This is a genomic window from Mesorhizobium sp. UC74_2 (assembly GCF_042701485.1).
GTDB lineage: Bacteria > Pseudomonadota > Alphaproteobacteria > Rhizobiales > Rhizobiaceae > Mesorhizobium.
In genome coordinates this window covers 2,744,936-2,765,502 of sequence record NZ_CP170562.1, presented here as the reverse complement: position 1 = coordinate 2,765,502, position 20,567 = coordinate 2,744,936, and the positions used below count along the sequence as shown (strand labels likewise).

General features: G+C 61.0%; 20 protein-coding genes and 2 pseudogenes. 19 read left to right on the top strand and 3 right to left on the bottom strand.

The genetic code is table 11. From position 1 onward, the window contains the following. Positions 1-45 precede the first annotated feature (45 nt). The 11 genes and pseudogenes from secY to ACFJIU_RS13340 all read left to right on the top strand — a co-directional run bounded on the left by secY (position 46) and on the right by ACFJIU_RS13340 (position 9,247). Positions 46-1,385: pseudogene (gene secY, locus ACFJIU_RS13390) on the top strand (preprotein translocase subunit SecY). After that, positions 1,382-1,975 (top strand): adenylate kinase, encoded by a 594-nt coding sequence (locus ACFJIU_RS13385; protein WP_379072216.1) that lies wholly within the window; start codon positions 1,382-1,384, stop codon positions 1,973-1,975. The pseudogene secY and the gene ACFJIU_RS13385 overlap by 4 nt, the downstream one beginning before the upstream one ends. Before the next feature lie 197 nt (positions 1,976-2,172). After that, positions 2,173-2,541, top strand: coding sequence for a 30S ribosomal protein S13 (rpsM, locus tag ACFJIU_RS13380; protein ID WP_024924780.1), 369 nt, complete (start codon positions 2,173-2,175; stop codon positions 2,539-2,541). A gap of 126 nt (positions 2,542-2,667) precedes the next feature. Continuing rightward, positions 2,668-3,057: a 30S ribosomal protein S11 gene (gene rpsK, locus ACFJIU_RS13375; RefSeq protein ID WP_024924781.1), complete on the top strand. Its 390-nt coding sequence runs from the start codon at positions 2,668-2,670 to the stop codon at positions 3,055-3,057. Positions 3,058-3,157: 100 nt separating this feature from the next. Next, the gene (locus ACFJIU_RS13370; RefSeq protein ID WP_379072212.1) at positions 3,158-4,168 is read left to right on the top strand and encodes a DNA-directed RNA polymerase subunit alpha; all 1,011 of its coding nucleotides are present in this window, start codon (positions 3,158-3,160) and stop codon (positions 4,166-4,168) included. Positions 4,169-4,271: 103 nt separating this feature from the next. Then, positions 4,272-4,697, top strand: coding sequence for a 50S ribosomal protein L17 (gene rplQ, locus ACFJIU_RS13365; protein ID WP_129415647.1), 426 nt, complete (start codon positions 4,272-4,274; stop codon positions 4,695-4,697). Between the two features lie 233 nt (positions 4,698-4,930). Continuing rightward, a complete protein-coding gene (phoA, locus tag ACFJIU_RS13360) occupies positions 4,931-6,364 on the top strand; it encodes an alkaline phosphatase (protein WP_379072208.1) in 1,434 nt (477 codons plus the stop codon). Positions 6,365-6,705: 341 nt separating this feature from the next. Next, complete coding sequence (gene nrdR / locus ACFJIU_RS13355) at positions 6,706-7,170, top strand: transcriptional regulator NrdR (RefSeq protein WP_326895264.1); 465 nt, start codon at positions 6,706-6,708, stop codon at positions 7,168-7,170. A 51-nt stretch (positions 7,171-7,221) separates the two neighbouring features. Then, on the top strand, positions 7,222-8,301 hold the full coding sequence (ribD, locus tag ACFJIU_RS13350) for a bifunctional diaminohydroxyphosphoribosylaminopyrimidine deaminase/5-amino-6-(5-phosphoribosylamino)uracil reductase RibD (RefSeq protein ID WP_379073089.1): 1,080 nt from the start codon (positions 7,222-7,224) through the stop codon (positions 8,299-8,301). After that, complete coding sequence (locus tag ACFJIU_RS13345) at positions 8,301-8,918, top strand: riboflavin synthase (RefSeq protein WP_379072205.1); 618 nt, start codon at positions 8,301-8,303, stop codon at positions 8,916-8,918. The genes ribD and ACFJIU_RS13345 overlap by 1 nt, the downstream gene beginning before the upstream one ends. 29 nt (positions 8,919-8,947) lie before the next feature. After that, entirely contained in the window at positions 8,948-9,247 is a 300-nt protein-coding gene (locus tag ACFJIU_RS13340) for a DUF1905 domain-containing protein (RefSeq protein WP_379072203.1), read from the top strand. A 67-nt stretch (positions 9,248-9,314) separates the two neighbouring features. Here the strand turns inward: ACFJIU_RS13340 and ACFJIU_RS13335 are convergent. After that, positions 9,315-10,212, bottom strand: a pseudogene (locus tag ACFJIU_RS13335) (pyridoxal-phosphate dependent enzyme). Between the two features lie 285 nt (positions 10,213-10,497). Between ACFJIU_RS13335 and ribH the strand changes: the two are divergent. Genes ribH through ACFJIU_RS13320 form a run of 3 tightly spaced genes read left to right on the top strand, consistent with a single transcriptional unit; the run spans position 10,498 to position 12,685 of the window. Further along, complete coding sequence (ribH, locus tag ACFJIU_RS13330) at positions 10,498-10,992, top strand: 6,7-dimethyl-8-ribityllumazine synthase (protein WP_379072201.1); 495 nt, start codon at positions 10,498-10,500, stop codon at positions 10,990-10,992. Continuing rightward, positions 10,989-11,480 (top strand): transcription antitermination factor NusB, encoded by a 492-nt coding sequence (nusB, locus tag ACFJIU_RS13325; RefSeq protein WP_054311506.1) that lies wholly within the window; start codon positions 10,989-10,991, stop codon positions 11,478-11,480. Before ribH ends, nusB begins: the two co-directional genes overlap by 4 nt. Continuing rightward, complete coding sequence (locus ACFJIU_RS13320; RefSeq protein ID WP_379072199.1) at positions 11,477-12,685, top strand: MFS transporter; 1,209 nt, start codon at positions 11,477-11,479, stop codon at positions 12,683-12,685. Before nusB ends, ACFJIU_RS13320 begins: the two co-directional genes overlap by 4 nt. A gap of 70 nt (positions 12,686-12,755) precedes the next feature. Here the strand turns inward: ACFJIU_RS13320 and ACFJIU_RS13315 are convergent, their stop codons facing one another. Then, a complete protein-coding gene (locus ACFJIU_RS13315; protein ID WP_379072198.1) occupies positions 12,756-13,646 on the bottom strand; it encodes a LysR substrate-binding domain-containing protein in 891 nt (296 codons plus the stop codon). Positions 13,647-13,725: 79 nt separating this feature from the next. On the opposite strand from ACFJIU_RS13315, the gene ACFJIU_RS13310 reads away from it, so the two are divergent. From ACFJIU_RS13310 to ACFJIU_RS13290, 5 genes are read left to right on the top strand one after another with little or no spacing between them, the layout of a single operon-like run. Next, positions 13,726-14,943: a trans-sulfuration enzyme family protein gene (locus ACFJIU_RS13310; protein ID WP_379072196.1), complete on the top strand. Its 1,218-nt coding sequence runs from the start codon at positions 13,726-13,728 to the stop codon at positions 14,941-14,943. A 26-nt stretch (positions 14,944-14,969) separates the two neighbouring features. After that, the gene (locus ACFJIU_RS13305; protein ID WP_379072195.1) at positions 14,970-16,004 is read left to right on the top strand and encodes a transporter substrate-binding domain-containing protein; all 1,035 of its coding nucleotides are present in this window, start codon (positions 14,970-14,972) and stop codon (positions 16,002-16,004) included. A gap of 56 nt (positions 16,005-16,060) precedes the next feature. After that, complete coding sequence (locus ACFJIU_RS13300) at positions 16,061-17,176, top strand: amino acid ABC transporter permease (protein ID WP_379072193.1); 1,116 nt, start codon at positions 16,061-16,063, stop codon at positions 17,174-17,176. A 3-nt stretch (positions 17,177-17,179) separates the two neighbouring features. Next, positions 17,180-18,271 (top strand): amino acid ABC transporter permease, encoded by a 1,092-nt coding sequence (locus ACFJIU_RS13295; protein WP_379072191.1) that lies wholly within the window; start codon positions 17,180-17,182, stop codon positions 18,269-18,271. A gap of 26 nt (positions 18,272-18,297) precedes the next feature. Next, positions 18,298-19,071, top strand: a complete 774-nt coding sequence (locus ACFJIU_RS13290; protein ID WP_129416420.1) for an amino acid ABC transporter ATP-binding protein — start codon at positions 18,298-18,300, stop codon at positions 19,069-19,071. Between the two features lie 43 nt (positions 19,072-19,114). Here ACFJIU_RS13290 and ACFJIU_RS13285 read toward each other — a convergent pair whose 3' ends face one another. Next, positions 19,115-20,182 (bottom strand): porin, encoded by a 1,068-nt coding sequence (locus ACFJIU_RS13285; protein ID WP_379072189.1) that lies wholly within the window; start codon positions 20,180-20,182, stop codon positions 19,115-19,117. Positions 20,183-20,567 lie beyond the last annotated feature (385 nt).

The following is a 20,567-nucleotide window of genomic DNA, read 5'->3' as shown; positions in this document are numbered from 1 at the left end:
CTGCCCGAAGCGGGCGCTCCCGCGTCATCTGGCGGAGAAATTTCCATGGCTTCGGCTGCTGAACAACTGGCGTCCAATCTCAATTTCGCGGCTTTCGCCAAGGCCGAGGATCTCAAGAAGCGCATCTGGTTTACGATCGGCGCTCTCCTCGTGTATCGCCTTGGCACTTACATCCCGCTTCCAGGCATCGATCCGGCCGCGTTCTCGCAGGCTTTCCAGTCGCAGTCCAAGGGCGTGCTGGGCATGTTCAACATGTTCGCCGGCGGCGCTGTGCAGCGTATGGCGATCTTCGCGCTGGGCATCATGCCCTACATCTCCGCTTCCATCATCATGCAGCTGATGACGTCGGTCATTCCGTCGCTCGAAGCGCTGAAGAAGGAAGGCGAGCAGGGCCGCAAGATCATCAATCAGTACACCCGCTATGGCACCGTGTTGCTCGCCATCGTGCAGGCATACGGCATCTCGGCAGGGCTTGAGAACGGTAACGGCATCGTCACTGATCCGGGCATGTTCTTCCGCATCTCCACCGTCATTACTCTGGTGGGCGGCACCATGTTCCTGATGTGGCTGGGCGAGCAGATCACCGCCCGGGGCATCGGCAACGGCATTTCACTGATCATCTTTGCTGGTATCGTCGCCGGCCTGCCAAGCGCGATTTCCGGCACGCTGGAGCTCGGCCGCACCGGTGCGTTGTCGACCCCGCTTATCCTTGCCATCATCATCCTGGCCGTCGTGGTCATCGCGCTGATCGTGTTCTTCGAGCGTGCCCAGCGCCGGCTCCTGATCCAGTATCCGAAGCGCCAGGTCGGCAACCGCATGTTCCAGGGCGATACGTCGCACCTGCCGCTGAAGCTCAACACGTCGGGCGTTATCCCGCCGATCTTCGCGTCCTCGCTGCTGCTTCTGCCGGCGACCGTTGCCGGTTTCTCGAGCACGACCAACCTGCCGGCCTGGGCGAACACCGTTCTGGCGTCGCTCGGTCACGGCCAGCCGCTCTACATGGCGTTCTATGCTGCCATGATCGTGTTCTTCGCGTTCTTCTATACGGCGATCGTCTTCAATCCGAAGGACACGGCCGACCAGTTGAAGAAGCATTCCGGCTTATCCCCGGTTACCGTCCGGGAGAGCGGACTGCCGAGTATATCGACTACGTGCTTACCCGCATCACGGTGATCGGCGCCATCTATCTGGTTGTCATCTGCTTGATGCCGGAATTCCTGATTTCGGCGACTGGCGTACCGTTCTACCTTGGTGGCACTTCGCTTCTGATCGTGGTCAGTGTAACGCTCGACACCGTTGCGCAGATTCAGGGTCATCTGATCGCGCATCAGTACGAGGGTCTGATCAAGAAGTCGAAGCTGCGCGGAGGTAAGAGGGGTAGATGAGGTTGATATTGCTTGGCCCGCCAGGTGCGGGCAAGGGGACGCAGGCGCAGCGACTGGTTGAAAAACACGGCATTCCGCAGCTCTCCACCGGAGACATGCTGCGTGCTGCCGTCAAGGCGGAGACACCGGTAGGCCTCAAGGCCAAGGCGGTCATGGATGCCGGCGAACTGGTGTCCGATGCTATCGTCAACGCCATCGTTGCAGAGCGCATAGACCAGGCCGATTGCGCCAGGGGTTTCATCCTGGACGGTTATCCGCGCACGCTGGCACAGGCCGACGCGGTCGAGGCGATGCTAGCGGAGCGCAAGCTGAAGCTGGATGCGGTCATCGAGCTCGTCGTTGACGACAAGGTGCTGGTTGGCCGAATCGTCAAGCGCGCTCAGGAAGCGGCGGCAGCCGGGCAGCCGGTGCGCAAGGACGACAATCCCGAAGTCTTCGAGGAGCGTCTGCGCGAGTATTACAAGAAGACGGCGCCGCTCATCGGTTATTATCATGCCAAAGGCATGCTGAAGGGCGTCGACGGCATGGCCGACATCGATGCCGTAACCGGGCAGATCGAGACCATTCTGGCAACTGCTGTCCAGAAATGAACAATTAAGCTTGACTGGGCCGGGCTGCTGGAGTATGGCGGCCCGTCTCCCTATCAGGCATGAGCTTTGCTTGTCCGTGAGGACAAGGCAGCCGCTTTGAACAGGAACTCCCGCATGGGCCGGCCTCCACCGGACGCGGGTTCACGCAAAGCGCCGGTTCGACGTTGTCGTCCGGCCCAAATGGAGAAAGAGAAGTCATGGCTCGTATAGCCGGCGTTAATATTCCGACCAACAAGCGCGTCGTTATCGCGCTTCAGTACATCCACGGCATTGGCAAGAAGTTCGCCCAGGAAATCGTCGACAAGGTCGGCATCCCTGCAGAGCGCCGCGTCAACCAGCTGACCGATGCCGAAGTGCTGCAGATCCGCGAGACGATCGATCGTGACTATCAGGTCGAAGGTGACCTGCGTCGCGAAGTCTCGATGAACATCAAACGTCTGATGGACCTCGGCTGCTACCGCGGCCTGCGTCACCGTCGTTCGCTGCCGGTGCGCGGTCAGCGTACCCACACCAACGCCCGCACCCGCAAGGGTCCGGCGAAGGCGATCGCCGGCAAGAAGAAGTAATTTGGCGGCAGTCGCCAGTAGGCAATGGGCAGTCGGATAAGACGGCTGCCGACTGCCGACGTCCGACTGCCTCCAGGTGTAGCCGCTGGCATTACGGCGGTGTAGAGATCAACTGAAAGGACTACCATGGCCAAGGAAGCCGCACGCGTCCGTCGCCGCGAACGCAAGAACATCTCGTCGGGTGTCGCTCACGTCAACTCGACCTTCAACAACACCATGATCACCATTTCCGATGCACAGGGCAATGCGATTGCCTGGTCATCGGCTGGCGCCCAGGGCTTCAAGGGTTCGCGCAAGTCGACCCCGTTCGCTGCCCAGATGGCCGCCGAAGACGTCGCCAAGAAGGCGCAGGAACACGGCATGCGCATGCTCGAAGTCGAGGTTTGCGGTCCAGGTTCGGGTCGTGAGTCGGCGCTCCGCGCTTTGCAGGCCGCCGGCTTCACCATCACCTCGATCCGTGACGTGACGCCGATCCCGCATAACGGCTGCCGTCCGCGCAAGAAGCGCCGCGTCTAATAGCTTTTCGAATGCCACCGGGAACGCCTCGTGCGTTCCCGAATGGTTTCCAGGTCGCCCGCCACGATTGGATGGTGGTGGGGAAACGGAAGGGTAGAAAATGATCCAGAAGAACTGGCAGGAACTGATCAAGCCCAACAAGATCGACTTCTCGTCGAAGGGCAAGACGCTGACGACGCTGATCGCAGAGCCGCTGGAACGCGGTTTCGGTCTGACCTTGGGCAACGCGCTGCGTCGCGTGCTGCTTTCGTCGCTGCGTGGCGCGGCTGTTACCGCCGTGCAGATCGATGGCGTGTTGCATGAATTCTCGTCCATCGGCGGTGTGCGCGAGGACGTCACCGACATCGTGCTGAACATCAAGGAAATCGCCATCAAGATGGAAGGCGATGGTCCCAAGCGCATGGTCGTGCGCAAGCAGGGTCCGGGTGCCGTCACGGCTGGTGACATCCAGACCGTTGGCGACGTCGAGATCCTGAACCCCGACCACGTCATCTGCACCCTCGACGAGGGCGCGGAGATCCGCATGGAGTTCACCGTCGACACCGGCAAGGGTTATGTGCCGGCTGAGCGCAACCGCGCCGAAGACGCGCCGATCGGGCTCATCCCGGTCGACTCGCTCTACTCGCCGGTCAAGAAGGTCTCCTATAGGGTCGAGAACACCCGCCACGGCGAGGAGCTCGACAAGGACAAGCTGACCATGACCATCGAGACCGATGGTTCGGTCACTGGTGAGGACGCGGTGGCTTTCGCTGCTCGCATCCTGCAGGACCAGCTTTCGCTGTTCGTCAACTTCGACGAGCCGCAGAAGGAAGTCGCGGCCGAGGCCGTCACTGAACTTGCTTTCAACCCGTCGCTCCTCAAGAAGGTCGACGAGCTGGAGCTGTCGGTGCGTTCGGCCAACTGCCTGAAGAACGACAACATCGTCTACATCGGCGATCTCATCCAGAAGACGGAAGCGGAAATGCTTCGCACGCCGAACTTCGGCCGCAAGTCCCTGAACGAGATCAAGGAAGTTCTGGCAGCGATGGGCCTGCACCTCGGTATGGAAGTGCCGGACTGGCCGCCGGAAAACATCGAAGACCTCGCAAAGCGTTACGAAGACCAATATTGAGCATGAATTCCGAGGATCGGCGGCGTGAGCCGCTGATCCAACGGTCATGCGGAAAACCATCAGAGGCCGTGGCCTCTTGAACAACTGAAGAAGGAAAAGAGCCATGCGCCACGGTTTCAAAGGCCGTCGCTTCGCCCGCAGCGTAAGCCACCGCAAGTCGATGTTCGCCAACCTCGCCGTGTCTCTGATTGAGCACGAGCAGATCGTCACCACCCTGCCGAAGGCGAAGGACCTGCGTCCGATCGTCGAGAAGCTCGTCACGCTCGGCAAGCGCGGCGACCTGCACGCCCGTCGTCAGGTCATCGCCCAGATCGGCAATGAGCCGGTCGTGAAGCGCCTGTTCGACACGATTGCACCGCGTTATGCGCAGCGCAACGGCGGTTATCTGCGCATCATGAAGGCAGGCTTCCGCAAGGGCGACAACGCCGCCATGGCGGTCATCGAGTTCGTTGACCGTGATACCTCGGCCAAGGGCGCTGCCGACCGCGCTCGTGTCGAAGCCGAAGCGACCGAGACCGAGGCGGCCTAAGCCCTTCGGACTTGTTGAAAGACATTCAGGGACCCCTCGTGGGTCCCTTTTTGTTTTTGGATCCCGCATCACTTGCGGTTTGCGCATCAGCCTGGATCGGCTTTTCAGCGCAGAGCAGGGGATGATCATCCAGCGGTTGCCCGGCTGTCATCCGCCGGTCATGGCTTTCCAACAAAACGGGTGAGGGGACGGGTCTCGGGGGACCCTATCATCGTTTTGAAGGATGGATGACCATGACCAATCTGATCAGGCGCTCGCTGCTGGCCACGGCAGCGTTTTCGGCACTTCTCGTTTCCGGCACCGTCTATGGGCAGGGTGCCGCCGATGCTTTTCTTGAGCGTGGCGCCAAGGGCGACATCACTCAGCAGGGCGGCGCGCGGCGCCTCACCGGAGAAGCAACTGCGGAACTTCAGAAGTACATCCAGGGCGGTGACGTGAAGAACGTCATCCTGCTCATCGGCGACGGCATGGGCGATTCCGAGATCACCGTGGCACGCAACGTTGCCGAAGGCGCCGGCGGTTTCTTCAAGGGCATCGACGCGCTGCCGGTCACTGGCCAGTACACGCACTATGCGCTCGACAAGAAGAGCGGCAAGCCGAGCTATGTCACCGATTCCGCCGCCTCCGGTTCGGCCTGGGCGACGGGCACCAAGACCTACAATGGCGCCATCTCCGTCGATATCCACGAGAAGCCGCACAAGACGCTCATTGAGCTCGCAAAAGCGGCGGGCATCGGCACGGGCAACGTTTCGACCGCCGAGATCCAGGACGCTACTCCCGCCGTGCAGGTTGCCCACGTCACGCAGCGCAAATGCTACGGCCCGACCGCGACTGCCGAAAAGTGCCCGACCAACGCGCTGGAAAATGGCGGCCTCGGCTCGATTTCCGAGCAGTTGCTGAACACGCGCGCGGATGTCGTGCTGGGTGGTGGCGCAAAGAGCTTCGGCGAGACCGCCAAGGCCGGGGACTGGAAGGACAAGACCTTGCTCGACCAGGCTAAGGAGCGCGGTTTCCAGATCGTGACCAATGCTGACGAGCTCAAGGCTCTGACTGCCGCCAACAACGATAAGCCGGTGCTTGGCCTGTTCTCGGAGGGCAACATGCCTGTGCGCTGGAAGGGCCCGAAGGCCACTCACCATGGCAACATTGATCAGCCCGCGGTGACCTGCGAACCGAACAGTGAACGCGCGGCTACCGTGCCGACGCTGGCTGCGATGACCACCAAGGCGCTCGAGTTGCTCAAGACCAATGAAAAGGGCTTCTTCCTGCAGGTCGAGGGTGCTTCGATCGACAAGCAGGATCATGCTGCCAATCCTTGCGGCCAGATCGGCGAGACGGTTGATCTCGACGAAGCCGTGCAGGTTGCGCTCGACTTCGCCAAGGCCGACGGCAAGACGCTGGTCATCGTCACTGCCGACCACGCCCACACCAGCCAGATCATCCCGAACGAGACCAAGTCCACTGGTCTCACTCAGGCTCTGAACACCAAGGATGGTACCGTCCTCACCATCAACTACGGCACGTCGGAAGATGAAAACGACCAGGAACATACCGGCGCGCAGCTCCGCGTCGCGGCCTTTGGTCCGCATGCAGCCAATTTTGCCGGCCTGACGGACCAGACCGATATGTTCTTCACCATCCGCGATGCGCTGAAGCTGGCTGATTGATGACCTCGGCCCTTCCTCCTCTTGGGGAAGGGCATCCGCCTGATCGCGACGGAGGCGACCGGGACGTATGCGATTGCACCTGCGCAAATTTTAGAACGTAGTTATTCCGGTTCCAGAAACTGGCGGTTTTCATGATGAGAACCGCCAGTTTTGTCATGTTCTCCATTAGGCGCGAATGGGATTGGCGAGTTCTTCAAAAGGAAATGCGCGCGTGCGTGCGGCTTTTCTCGGGGTGGGAAATTAGCGGATGAGGATGCTGTTGGATTCCGCTTCCGCGCTTCCTACTTTGTTGGAAACACTCTAGCCTCGCGCCCAATCAGAATCGTTAGCCAAGGCCCGCCATGCGTTGTCCCTATTGCCAGTCAGAAGACACGCAGGTGAAGGATTCGCGTCCCGCCGAGGATGGCGCCGCCATCCGCCGCCGCCGCGTCTGCCCCGATTGCGGCGGTCGCTTCACCACGTTCGAGCGGGTGCAACTGCGTGACCTCGTCGTCGTCAAGAAATCCGGCCGCAAGGTACCATTCGATCGCGACAAGCTTGCGCGTTCGGTCGAGACCGCGGTGCGCAAACGCAATGTCGATCCCGATCGGATCGACCGTGCGGTCACTGGTATCGTGCGTCAGCTGGAAAGCTCGGGCGAGACCGAAATCCCGTCGGCGGAGGTTGGCCGCCTGGTGATGGACGCGCTGAAGTCGCTGGACGATGTTGCCTATGTCCGTTTTGCCTCGGTCTATCGCAATTTCCGCGAAGCCAAGGACTTCCACGAGGTGCTTGGCGAACTGAAGGGCGACGAGGATGCTGGATAGGTCGTGACGTCGCATAACAGCCCAGAACAGCAGGCTCTCGACCGCCGGTTCATGGCCGCAGCGATCAGGCTGTCACGGCGCAACCTCGGCCGCACTGCCACCAATCCTTCCGTTGGCACCATCATCGTGCGGGACGATGGTGCTGGTCCGATGATCGTTGGCACCGGTGTGACTGCCATTGGTGGACGTCCACATGCCGAAACCGAGGCTCTGGCCGAGGCGGGCTCGCTCGCCAAAGGTGCCACCGCCTATGTGACGCTCGAACCTTGCGCCCATCATGGCCGCACGCCGCCCTGTGCCAACGCACTGGTTGCCGCAGGCATCAAGCGGGTGGTTGGTTCGGCGAGCGATCCGGATCCGCGCGTATCAGGCAAGGGTTACGCCATCCTGCGTGATGCCGGCGTCGAAGTGATTGAGCATGTACTGGCCGCAGAGGCCGGCGAGCAGATGGCCGGCTACCTGATGCGCTCTCTCAGGAAGCGTCCGGAAGTGATTCTGAAACTTGCCCTTTCGGCAGACGGCATGATCGGCCGCAAGGGCGCGGGCCAAATCTCCATCACCGGTGATGCCGCGCGCCGCGAGGTGCATCTGATCCGTGCGGAAGCGGACGCGGTTCTGATCGGGATCGGCACGGCACTCGAGGACGATCCTGCCTTGACCGTTCGCCTGCCCGGGTTGGAGGGGCGTTCGCCGGCGCGGGTGCTGCTTGATCGTCACATCCGTTTGCCGGAAACAGCCAAGCTGCTGGCCGAGGTGGACCGTGTACCGCTCTACATCGCCGCCTGTGCCGAAGCAGATCCTCAGCGCAAGGCAGCACTGGAACGGCGCGGAGTGCGCTTTATCGGCACCGAAACCGTCGATGGCCGTATCGCATTGCCAGAACTGATGGAGGACCTGGCAGCGCTCGGCATGGCGAGCGTGCTGGTTGAAGGTGGCGCGGAGATCGCCAGGGCTTTCCTGGACGAGGGGCTGGTTGATCGGATCATCCTGTTCACCGGGCCGGCGTTGATCGGCGCCGATGGAATCGCCTCGCCCATCGACGCGACTGGCATTCCGGCCGAATTCCGTAAATTGCGCGAGACGAGCTTCGGCGAGGATCGCTGCGCAGAATGGATAAGGGATAGTCTCTGATGTTCACCGGCATAGTCACCGATATTGGCACTGTGGCTGCGGTTGCTCCGCGCAAGGAAGGCGTCGGTCTGCGCATCGATACCAGCTACGACCCAGCGACCATCGACATCGGTGCCTCGATCTCCTGTGGCGGCGTGTGCCTGACCGTGACGGCGTTGCCGGAACAGGGGTCCAACGCACGCTGGTTCGAGGTCGAGGCCTGGGAAGAGGCGCTGAGGCTCACCACCGCGTCCGACTGGAAGGCGGGCACCCGCATCAATCTGGAGCGGGCATTGAAGATCGGCGACGAATTGGGCGGCCATATCGTGTCCGGCCACGTCGATGGTACCGCACTGGTCGTGGCACGTGAGGACGAGGGCGATGCCGTGCGTTTCACGCTCGAGGCGCCGCGCGAACTGGCCAAATTCATTGCGCCCAAGGGTTCGGTGGCGCTGGATGGTACCTCGCTGACCGTCAACAAGGTGGAAGGCACGCACTTCGACGTGCTTTTGATCCATCATTCGTTGCAGGTGACGACCTGGGCGGATCAGCAGGTGGGCGATCGTATCAACATCGAGATCGATACCATGGCGCGCTACGCGGCGCGACTGGCCGAGGCTGCAAAAGAGGGGCTTTGAGGGGCTCCGGCCCCAAAAAAGGGAACGCCATGTCTGAGTTTCAATTCGAAGCCCAGATAATTCACTGGCGGGGGCCGTCTCCGTTTTTCTTTGCGCCGGTACCTCCCCACTGCGGCGAAGAGATACGGCAAATCTCGAAGTTCGTGACGTATGGTTGGGGGATGATCCCTGTCGAGGCCACGATCCGTGGTTTCATGTTTTCCTCGTCATTGTTCCCAAAGAACGAGGGTTACCTTCTGCCATTGAAGGACAAGGTAAGGCGAAAACTCGATCTGACTGCAGGCGACACGATTTCAGTCGTAATGTCAGTTCGGTCGGCACAGCGCTAAGTCGTCCAGAACCGAGATGACTCATCGCATTCTGTCAGGTTGCCCAGCCATTCTGGTGGTTCACAGTTCACGGCTCCGGAATGGCGCCAGCAAGCACCTGCGAATAAGCCGCCGCGTCGACGTTGCCGCCCGATATGACGCACACCACGTTGCCTTTGATGCGGTCGCTGGCAAGGGCGACCGCCAGAGAAGCAGCGCCCGCGCCCTCCGCCACAACCTTGCCTTTCGAGAACAGGAGCCGCATCGCATCGGCGATCTGGTTGAGACTGACGGCAACCGCTCCGTCGATCAGCGGGTTCACGACCGGCCACAACTGCGGCACGAGCGACGGGCCGCCGATGCTCTTCACGAAAGACGGTCTCGATCTCCACAATGCCCCCGGCAGCAAGAGCCGCGGTGACGGGCGCCGCCTGTTCATCTTCGGCTGCAATGATCTTCGCCTCTGGGCACAACGCCTTGACCGCACTGGCAACGCCCGTCGTCAGGCTGCCGCCGCCGAAGGGTGTCACCACGACATCGACCTCCGGTAGATCCTCGACGATTTCCAGGCCGATCGTGCCGTTGCCGATCAGCACGGCCTGATCCGTCACCGGATTGATGAGAAGCTCATCGAGCTCGGGACGTTCGGCGTCGATGATGTAGCGCCACCAGGTTTCCATGGAGATGAAGCGGACTTCACCGCCGAGTTTGCGGACGCCGTCGATCTTGGCCCGCGGTGCTCCTGAATACATATAGGCGGCCATCGGGACGCCGAGCCTGTGCGCGGCCCAGGCCATGCCATAGGCCATGTTACCCGAGCTTGCCGTTGCAACGCCACTACGCAAGGTCTTGATGTCGCGCGACAGCAATGCATTCAGTGCCGGCCGCAGCTTGAAAGCCCCGATGGGGGACAGTGTTTCCAGCTTGAGGAATATGCGCCGATCCGGCAGCCCAAGATCGAGCTGAATCAACGGCGTGCGGGGCATGTAGGCCGCCAGCCACGTCCGCGCTGTCTCGATCTCATCGAGGCGCGGACGTCGTGGCCTTGCGGTATCGGAGCTTTCTGCGCCCGTTTCCATGGGATACCTTCGTCCGTCATCAATTCTGGCACGAGATTATATTTTATCCCTAAAACAATAAAGGAGTGTCCCGAATAGGGGCTGACATCGACGCGCGGTTGTCGGGGAATGCATGTGATGGCAGGCATGCTCAAACGTCGCTTGCGCCCGCCGCCGCTTCGGCCTAAGTCACCGACAATTCCGGAGATCTTCATGGCTGGCACATCTCAACACGGCAAGGCGTTCATCAGGCCAAGGAAGAACGCCCACCTTCTCATCATCGAGGCGCGGTTCCACGACGATCTCGCGGACGCGTTGCTTGACGGCGCCGCGAGCGCCCTTGGCGAAGCCGGCGCGACCTATGACGTGGTGACCGTTCCTGGCTCGCTCGAAATCCCGGGCGTCATCGCATTCGCGCTCGACGGTATGGCTGAGGGCGGCAAGATCTATGACGGCTTCGTGGCGCTCGGCACCGTCATCCGCGGAGACACCTATCATTTCGACATTGTGGCGAACGAGTCGAGTCGTGCGCTGATGGACCTTTCGGTGCAGGAGTCGATTGCGATCGGCAACGGTATCCTGACCACCGAAAACGAGGAACAGGCTTGGGTGCGCGCCAAGAAGAGCGAAGGCGACAAAGGCGGGTTCGCCGCGCGCGCGGCGCTGACCATGATCGCGCTCAAGGAAAAACTGGGAGCGTCAGCGTGACAGAACCGTCCGATTCTGCTCCGCGCCAGGCCAACAAGCGGGGTGCCGCGCGCCTCGCGGCTGTGCAGGCGCTCTACCAGATGGATGTCGCCGGCTCAGGCTTGCTGGAGATCACCGCTGAATACGAAGCGTTTCGGCTCGGCAAGGAAGTCGACGGCGCCCTGTACCGTGAGGCAGACGCACAGTGGTTTCGTGCCATCCTGGCCGGTGTGGTCGAGAACCAGAAGACGGTCGATCCGGTTATCCGTCAGTCCTTGACCGAAGATTGGCCGCTGTCCCGGCTGGATTCCACGCTGCGCGCCATCCTGCGCGCCGGCGTCTACGAGTTGATGAAGCGCGAGGACGTGCCGGTTGCGGTGATCGTCTCGGAATATGTTGACATCGCAAAGGCTTTCTACTCCGAAGAAGAGCCCAAGCTGGTCAATGCGGTGCTCGACCGTGTGGCGCGTCGTGTGCGCGGCGAGGGCAGGGGAAAGGACGCGCGATGAGCGCCGTGACGGCCGCCGCTGAAAACGAGGCGCGCCGTACCGCCTTCATCCTCTCCGCTGCCCAGGCAGTGCTGGGATCGGCCGGTCCGATCTGCTTCGCGCTCGGCGCGCTGGCTGGCGAATTCCTGCTCGGGCCCGACAAGTCACTTGCCACGGCACCACTCACCGGGTTCTCGGTCGGCCTGGCGGTGGGTGCGCTGCCTTCGGCCGCGCTGATCCGCCGATTGGGCCATCGCGACGGCTTTCTCCTCGGTACTGTCGTCACCGCGCTGGGCGGACTGATCGCCACCCTGGCGCTGTTCCAGTCGAGTTTCTGGATTTTTGTGTTCGGGCTGCTGGTGATAGGGGTGGGAGCCGCCTTCGTGCAGCAGTTCCGCTTTGCCGCTGCCGACAATGCCCCGCAGGAATTCAAGGCACGTGCCATTTCCTTCGTGTTGGCGGGCGGTATCATCACGGCAATTCTCGGCCCGCAGGTGGTGATCTTCACCAAGGACCTGCTGGCGCCGGTGCCTTTTGCCGGCGCCTTTGCGTCGATCCTCGTCCTGTCGGTGGTGGGCGGCGCGATCCTGTTTTTCCTCAACACGCCAAAGCCGTCGCAAGCCGAGCAGGCGGCGGCCCATGGCGGCAGGTCTCTCGCCGAGATCATCAGCCAGCCGCGCTTCTTCATCGCGCTCTTTTGTGCCGTCGGCTCCTACACGATGATGACCTTCGTCATGACCGGCGCACCTCTTGCCATGGTCGGTTGCGGCTTTTCCTCCGATGAAGCGACGCTCGGCATCTCCTGGCACGTGATGGCAATGTTCGGGCCAAGCTTCTTCACTGGTCGGCTTATCCATCGTTTCGGCGCCCCAAGCATCGTTGCCGTCGGCTTCGTGCTCTTGATCGGATGCGCGATGATCGCTTTGTCGGGCATCCAGCTCTGGCAATTCTGGACCACGCTGATCCTGCTAGGCTTGGGCTGGAATTTCGGCTTCATCGGCGCAACCGCCATGGTGACGGAAAGCTATCGGCCTGAGGAGAAGGGTACGATCCAGGGCTTCCACGACCTGATCCTGTTCGGCTCCGTGGCGTTTGCCTCGCTGATGTCCGGTGCAGTCTACAACGCCTGGGGTTGGTCGATGCTCGCATGGATCGTCTTTCCGGTCTCGATCCTCTGCCTCGTGGCACTTGGGGCGCTGCGCAGCACGGCGATGCGTCAGGCCTGAAGCGTGCCTTTCGTCTCTTTCGGGAAGTCGAAGGTGGCTTGCTGTCGAGAGTCGGGCAACGACCGGGCGTCTAGTCTCCCAGTGCATTGCGTGCGGCGTAGAGTTCCGCGGTGAAATCGGTGACAAGCGCCGAATTGATGCCATCCGGTGGGCGCAGGATCAGCGCGCGGAAATGGACAGCCGGCTCGAATGGCCTGGCGACGATACCTGCGATCATCCCGTCGGCTATGACGGAGGGATTGACCAGTCCCACCCCCATGCCCTTCGCGGCGAGGATGGCGATGGTGAGGCCATAGGGCGTCTCGATGAGGACGCGTGGCCGCACGCCGTGTTCGACGAAGATCTTGTCCATTGCCAGCCGCACCGTGTCTTCCGGCGACAGAGCCAGGAAGCCCTCATCCGCGAGATCGGCGGGCGTGACGACAGATTTGCCAGATAGTCGGTGGTTCTTCGGCATGACACAGACTGCGCGTGGCGTGGTGAAGACGCTGTGCAAAACGCCTGTGGTATCCACTTCGTCTGCAGCGAGCCCGATGTCGAAACTGCCGGACGCCACAAGATCGCGGACGACGTGGGAGGTGCGGACCTGATAGCTGATGCGCACCTGCGGGTGCTTCTTCGAGAAAGCAACGATGGCGCGTGGCACCAGCCCATGCCCCAATGCCGATAGGCTGGCCACGCGGATCGTACCCGTGCCGACTTCCTTGATCTGGGCGGCACGCAGCTTCAGTCGATCAAGCCCGACCAGGTTGGCTTTGACTTCGGCATGGAAAAGCTCGCCCTCCCGCGTCGGGACGAGCCTGCCGCGAATGCGGTCGAACAGGCGAAAATCGAGTTCGCCCTCCAGCTTGGCGAGCGAGCGGCTGATCGCTGGTTGCGAGGTGTCGAGCAGTGTTGCGGCTGCCCCGGCACCTCCTGTGATCATGATTGCATTGAAGACGTCGACATCCCGCAGGTTCATGGGAAACCTATATCAAAAGTGGATGGACTCTATCGAAGTGGCCATAGATGGCAATGGGTGAGTCGACTAGAGTTTCTCCATGACCCGACAGGACGACACCGCACACATTCATCCTCCGCTGCGCTCGCGGGAGCCTTTCCAGGCGCTGGCCATGTCGGTCGAGCGCGCGTCGACTGTGGTCTTCGACAATCTAGAGGCCTTTCAGACCCGCACCGAACGCCTGTACGACGGTTTCAGCTACGGACTTTACGGCACGCCGACGAGCCGCCAGCTGGAGGATCACATTGCCGCGCTGGAAGGCGGCAGTCGCGCGCTCGTCGTGCCTTCCGGCATGGCGGCCATTACCTTGGCGACCATGGCGACATGCAAGGGAGGGGAGCGTGTACTCGTGCCGGAGACCCTCTACGCACCGGCGCGCGACATGGCTTTGCGTTTCCTTGGGCCATTGGGGATCGATGCCGTTTCCTACGATCCACGGCTTGACGCAGATCTTATTGGGCTCATCGACGAAAGGACGCGGCTGGTTTGGGTAGAGTCACCAGGCTCCGCCACTTTCGAGGTGCAGGATGTGCCGGCCATTGTCGCTGCGGTCCACAAAGCCGGCGCGCTCGTCGCTGCCGACAACACGTGGGCCTCGCATCTTCTGTTCCGGCCTCTCGACCATGGCGTCGACATCTCCATGCAGGCTCTCTCCAAACATGCCGGCGGTCATGGCGACCTGTTGATGGGTTCCGTCGCGGTTCGTGATGATGCGCTGTTCAGGCGCCTGAAAGATACCGCGCGTTTCCTTGGCTACGGAGTTTCACCGGACGACTGCGCGCTGTGCGAGCGTGGGCTGATGACCATGCCGGTACGCATGCGACAGGCCGACGCCACGGCGCGAGAAATCCTGGCCTGGTTGGCGTCCCGCCCCGAAGTCGTTCAGATATTGCACCCGTCCCAGCCAGCACATCCGGGGCATGAGGTCTGGAAACGGGATTTCGCGGGTGCGGCGGGTGTTTTTTCGGTCGTTCTGCGACCCGACCTGGCGCCGTTTCAGGCCGAAGCGCTCGACCGCTTGCGTCTGTTCAAGCTTGGCGCCAGCTGGGGCGGCGTGCACTCGCTGGTCGCGGTCAACGACCCGCGCAGGGGGCGAAGCAGTCTCGACTGGCTGAAGCCCGGTCCGGTCTGGCGACTGTCGATCGGTCTTGAAGCGGCAAGCGATCTTCTGGCCGACCTTACGCGGGCTTTCGAGCTGTTCGCGAAAAAACAACCTGCCTTGGCTCTGAGCCAAGACAGCGCTGCCGAAGAACAATGACAACACAAGAACAAGGGGAAATGGACATGTCTGCGAGAAACTTCAAACGGTTTGCCGTGATGGCGTTTGGCCTGGCTGGGCTCGTGGCCGGCGCAGACGCTGCCAGCGCGCAGAGCGTGGTCGGCAAGATCAAGCAGCGCGACTATCTGAGCTGCGGAGCAAGTCAAGGCGTGCCCGGCCTCTCCCGGCCGGACGAGAAGGGTTACTATCGTGGCTTCGATTCCGACATCTGCCGCGCCTTCGCCACGGCAATCCTCGGCGACAAGGAAAAGATCCGCTACGTGCCGCTGAATGCCGGCCAGCGCTTCCCGGCACTGCAGACCGGCGAGATCGACGTGCTGTCACGCACTTCCACGATCACCTACAGCCGCGACTCGGTCGTGCGCTTCGTGTGGATCACGCTCTACGACACCGATGGCGTTCTGGTGCGTAAGTCAGACAACATCACCGATGCCAAGCAACTGGACGGCAAGACGGTATGCCTGCAGAGCGGCGGTTCGCTGACCGAAAAGGCCATCGAGGAGACCGAGGAGGAATATGGCATCACCATGAAGAAGGTCTACTACGACTCGACCATCCAGGCCCGCGACGCCTTCTTCGGTGGTCGCTGCGACACCTACGTTACCGACGGAACCGCCGCGGCCGGCCAGCGCGCCTCCGTCGCCAAGAACCCGGACGACTACGACATCATCAAGGCAGGCCATGGCGCCGAGCCCAACGGCGTTGCCGTGGCACGTGGCGACGATCAGCTCTTCGACGTTGTACGCTGGACGGTGAATGCGCTGTTCTGGGCGGAATTCAACGGCATCACATCGCAGAACATCGATGAAAAGCTCGCTTCCGGCGGGCCGGATATCAAGCGCGTCCTTGGAGGTGAGGCCGGTTTTGGCAAGCCGCTCGGGCTGGACGACAAGTGGGCCTACAACGTCATCAAGCAGGTCGGGAACTACGCCGAGATCTGGGACAGAAATCTCGGCAAGGACAGCCCGTTGAAGGTCGATCGCGGTCTCAACAAGCTCTGGAAGGATGGCGGTCTCAATTACCCTTATCCCTGGGAGTGAGCCCATACAAAGACACCCCCTTTGACCTCCGAACGCTGTGAACCTGCGAGGCCGGAATGCTGAGCGACGCCAAGACCCGATCAATCATCATCCAGGCTATTCTGGTTCTGGCTTTCGTTGCCTTCGTTGCCTTGCTGGTGGATACGACCTTCGACAATCTGAAGGCGAGGGGGATTCCGATTGGCTTCGATTTTCTGACGACGCCATCGAGGATCGTCATTTCAGAGGCGATCCTCACCTACAAGTCGCGCGATCCTTACTACTGGGCCATTGTGGTCGGGTTGGCCAACACGGTGTTCATTTCCGTCCTGGTCATTCTCTTTTCGTCCGTGCTCGGTCTCATCGTCGGCATCACCCGATTGAGCAGCAACCCTCTGGCCGCGGGGACTTGTCGTGTCTGGGTTGAGCTGGCACGCAATTCGCCACCGATCGTGCTGCTGATCTTTCTCTACTCCCTGTGGTGGAAAGTGCTGCCGCCAGTTGGCGAAGCGCTCAACCCGCTGCCGGGCGTTTACGCATCCATGCGCGGTTTCGTGGTGCCCGCCATTGGCTTCGATGCCGGCACGACTGGCCTGATCATTGTGCTGGCGGCCCCTCTACTGCTGGTCACGGCCTGGGTGGCGACGGGCAAAGGCAGGTCACGGTCATGGATGGTGCCTGCTGCTCTGGTCGCAGGATTGACGGGGCTCTGGCTTGCCGATGTGCGCTTTGTGGTCGACTGGCCAACCTTTGCCGGCTCGAACTTCGAAGGAGGTAAGGAATTGACGCCCGAGCTCAGCACGATCCTCGTCGGATTGACCATCTACACCACAGGCTTTGTAGCGGAGATCGTCCGCGGCGGCATCTTGTCGGTTGGTCGCGGGCAATGGGATGCCGGCAACTCGCTCGGTCTGCCGCGTGGCAAGATATTGCGCCTGATCGTCGTGCCGCAAATGCTGCGGGTAATCGTGCCACCGCTCAACAGCCAATACATCAACGTCGTCAAGAACTCGACCCTGGCCATTGCTGTCGGCTACCCGGATTTCCTCGCCGTCATGAACACCATTATCAGCAAATCCAGCCATTCGATCGAAGGCGTCTTCATCATCCTTGGCGTCTATCTCGCTCTGAATCTCACCCTGTCGAGCGCGGCCAATTGGTACAATCGCCGCATCGCCATCGTGGAGCGATAAGCCATGAAGACAGTATCCCTTCCCATGCCACCCGAAACCTTGCCGCGGAATTTGCGCTTTGGCGCCCTGCAGCGCCTCGCCAGGCTTCTGTTGGGCTCGCCGCTCAACGCCGCTCTCACGCTGATGTTCAGCGCCTTGCTCATCGTTACAGTGCCGCCGATGCTGCGTTGGCTGGTGATCGATGCGGTGTGGTTCGATCCAGATCCCAACGCCTGCCGTACAGCCACGGGGGCCTGCTGGAGCTTTGTCTACGCGAAGTCCGGACAGTTGCTCTTCGGCATCTACCCGGTCGACGAACGCTGGCGCCCTGCGATCGTCTGTTTGCTGATCGTGGCCCTGCTGGGCTGGTCTGTTCGGCCGGCGAGTTGGACATCTCGGTTGCTTATGCTGTGGGTTGCTGCATTCGCTCTGATCGTCTGGCTGATGGGAGGTGGCTTCGGTCTTGTCGAGGTGCCAACCTCTTCCTGGGGTGGTCTTCCGGTAACATTGATACTGACTGTCGTTGCTATAGGCACTGCCTTCCCGATCGGCATCCTCCTTGCCCTGGCAAGGCGCTCGGCAATGCCGATGGTGAGGATTGGCGCTGTCGCGCTGATCGAATCCGTGCGTGGCCTGCCACTGCTCTCGATCCTGTTCGTTGCCTCGATCATGATGCCGCTGTTCCTGCCCGAGGCGCTCCTGCCCGACAAGTTCGTGCGTGCGCTGGTTGCGCTGACCATCTTTGCCGCGGCTTATCTCGCCGAGGTCATCCGCGGTGGTCTTCAGGCTATACCGAAAGGCCAATACGAGGCGGCTGCTGCACTCGGTCTGCCTTTCTGGCGAACGCAGTACCTCGTCATCCTGCCGCAAGCGATCAGGGTAGTGATCCTGGCCCTTGCCAACACCATCATCGTGATGATCAAGAACACCAGCCTTGTCCTGGTGGTGGGATTGTTCGACCTGATCAGCTCCGGCAAGGCGGCACTCGCCGACCCGGAATGGCCTTCGCCAGCCGCCGAAACCTTCCTCTTCATCGGCGCGATCTTCTTTGCGCTGTCTTTCTCCTTCGCCCGTTTCGCCGACTTCCTGGAGAGACGCGGCCCGGTTTCCCATTGAGCATCCTCATGACGGCATTTACGGATATGACGACCGACCAGACCTCGCTCCCGCCGATCTCCGACAGTTCGGTCGCATGCGAAATCGTCGGCATGCACAAGTGGTATGGCGAGTTCCATGTGCTGAAGGACATCAACCTGAAGGTGATGCGCGGCGAGCGCATCGTCATCTGCGGTCCTTCTGGCTCGGGCAAATCGACGATGATCCGTTGCATCAACCGTCTGGAAGAACACCAGAAGGGCAAGATCATCGTCGACGGCAAGGAACTGACCAACGATCTGAAGAAGATCGACGAGGTGCGCCGCGAGGTCGGCATGGTGTTCCAGCACTTCAACCTGTTCCCGCACCTGACCATCCTGGAGAACTGCACGCTGGCGCCGATCTGGGTGCGCAAGATCCCGAAGAAGCAGGCGGAGGAGACCGCCATGCACTTCCTCAAGCGCGTCAAGATCCCCGAGCAGGCGCACAAATATCCGGGCCAGCTGTCGGGTGGCCAGCAGCAGCGCGTTGCGATCGCACGTTCGCTGTGCATGAACCCGCGCATCATGCTGTTCGATGAGCCGACGTCGGCGCTGGATCCGGAAATGATCAAGGAGGTTCTGGAGACGATGGTCGGCCTTGCCGAAGAGGGCATGACGATGCTGTGCGTGACGCACGAGATGGGCTTCGCGCGCAAGGTGGCCAACCGCGTGATCTTCATGGATCAGGGCCAGATCGTGGAAGAGAACACGCCGGTCGAGTTCTTCGATCATCCGCGCCACGAGCGCACCAAGCTCTTCCTCAGCCAGATTCTCGGGTAACGGAAGGGCCTGCTGTCCTTCTTGGGGCAGCAGGCCGATTGACCTAGAAGTTCCGTTCGAAGCGGAGGAAGCCGCCGAGAGAACCCTTGCCATTGGTTATGTAGTCGAGCTTGCTCGTATAGACGACCTCGGGCGTCACGTAGAAACCTGGCACAACCGCGTAGGAGACATTGGCAACCGCCGCAAAAGCCTTGCTGTCGTCATAGGCGACTTGCAGATTGAGGCTGGTCTTGTCGTTCACCTGTGCCGTACCACCGCCCCAGACGGCCCATGAGCCACCCCAGTTGCCATAGTAATTCTGGATGTTCCTGTCGGATTTGTAGCCTGCCATCACGAACAGCGTGATGGTATCCGTTGCCTTGATGTCCAATCTTGCCTTGCCGGCCCAGACCTCGTTGACGCTGTCATAAGCGCCAACCGCCGACACTTTACCCCAGCCTTGGGTGTAAGAGCCGCCGAAGACGACGTGAGGAACATAGTTGTCGATGGTGTAGGAGCCTGCTCCTTGTTCCAAAGCAACGGTGGCCGCAAAGCCGTTGCCGCCGGTGTAGGTATAGGAGACCTGGTTGGTACGAAACGGTCCGTAGCCCAGGAGCCAATCGTTGATGACGTTGCCGGCATAATCTGTCAGCGTGCTGAAGACGGAATCGGTCATGCCGATCCGGAAGCCGCCAAGCTCCATATAGATCTCGTTGAGGTAGATGTTGTCGGCCACAGGCGATCCGAACGAGTTGTAATTCCAGATCGAACCATTGGTGTCGCGGTCGAAATTGATCTTGGCATAGGCGCGCAAGGTACCGAGCTCGGTCTGGCTTCGCGCATCGGTCTGCAGCGAGAAGCGCGCGCGCTTGTAGTAGGTGTCGCCGAGCCCATCGCCATCGACATCCGAACCGAGGTTTTCGCCGAAGCCGATGTCGTAGCGAACGTATCCGCCGATCCTCAGACAGGTTTCGGTCCCGGGGATGTAAAAAAAGCCGGTGCCATAGACATCGCAAATCTTGACGAATTCGGCTGGTTCCGGTTCGGCAACAACCGCCGGATCGGCGGCATAGGCACCGTTGAAACCGAGTGCCGGCATGACGAGTACGGCCGACAGAAGAGATTTTCTCATTTCCCACCTTTTCAATTCGAGTAACGCCGTACCGGTCGTCGGTGCGGTCGAATTGATCTGCGGGCACGAGTTTTTCCGGTGCCGAACACGAGGCTTACATATCTGTAAGAGCGGCGCCCGGTGCCGCGGAGGACCGAAACTGTTGCCGTGACGCCACATCACATTTGCCGGCTTCTGGCCGGTGGCGCACTCAGGGAAATGACGAGCACCGTGAGCGCCGAACACCGAATTACAGATTTGTATATCCCGGCTCAAACGGGCTCAAAGGCGGCGTCTTATGAAAGGAGGGTCTCAATGACGAACGCAGATCTGACTATCCGCCCGTGCGTCTGACCTCCACGGGCGGAGATTTTCTTTCTGGAGCAATTCCAGGAAAAGTGCGCAG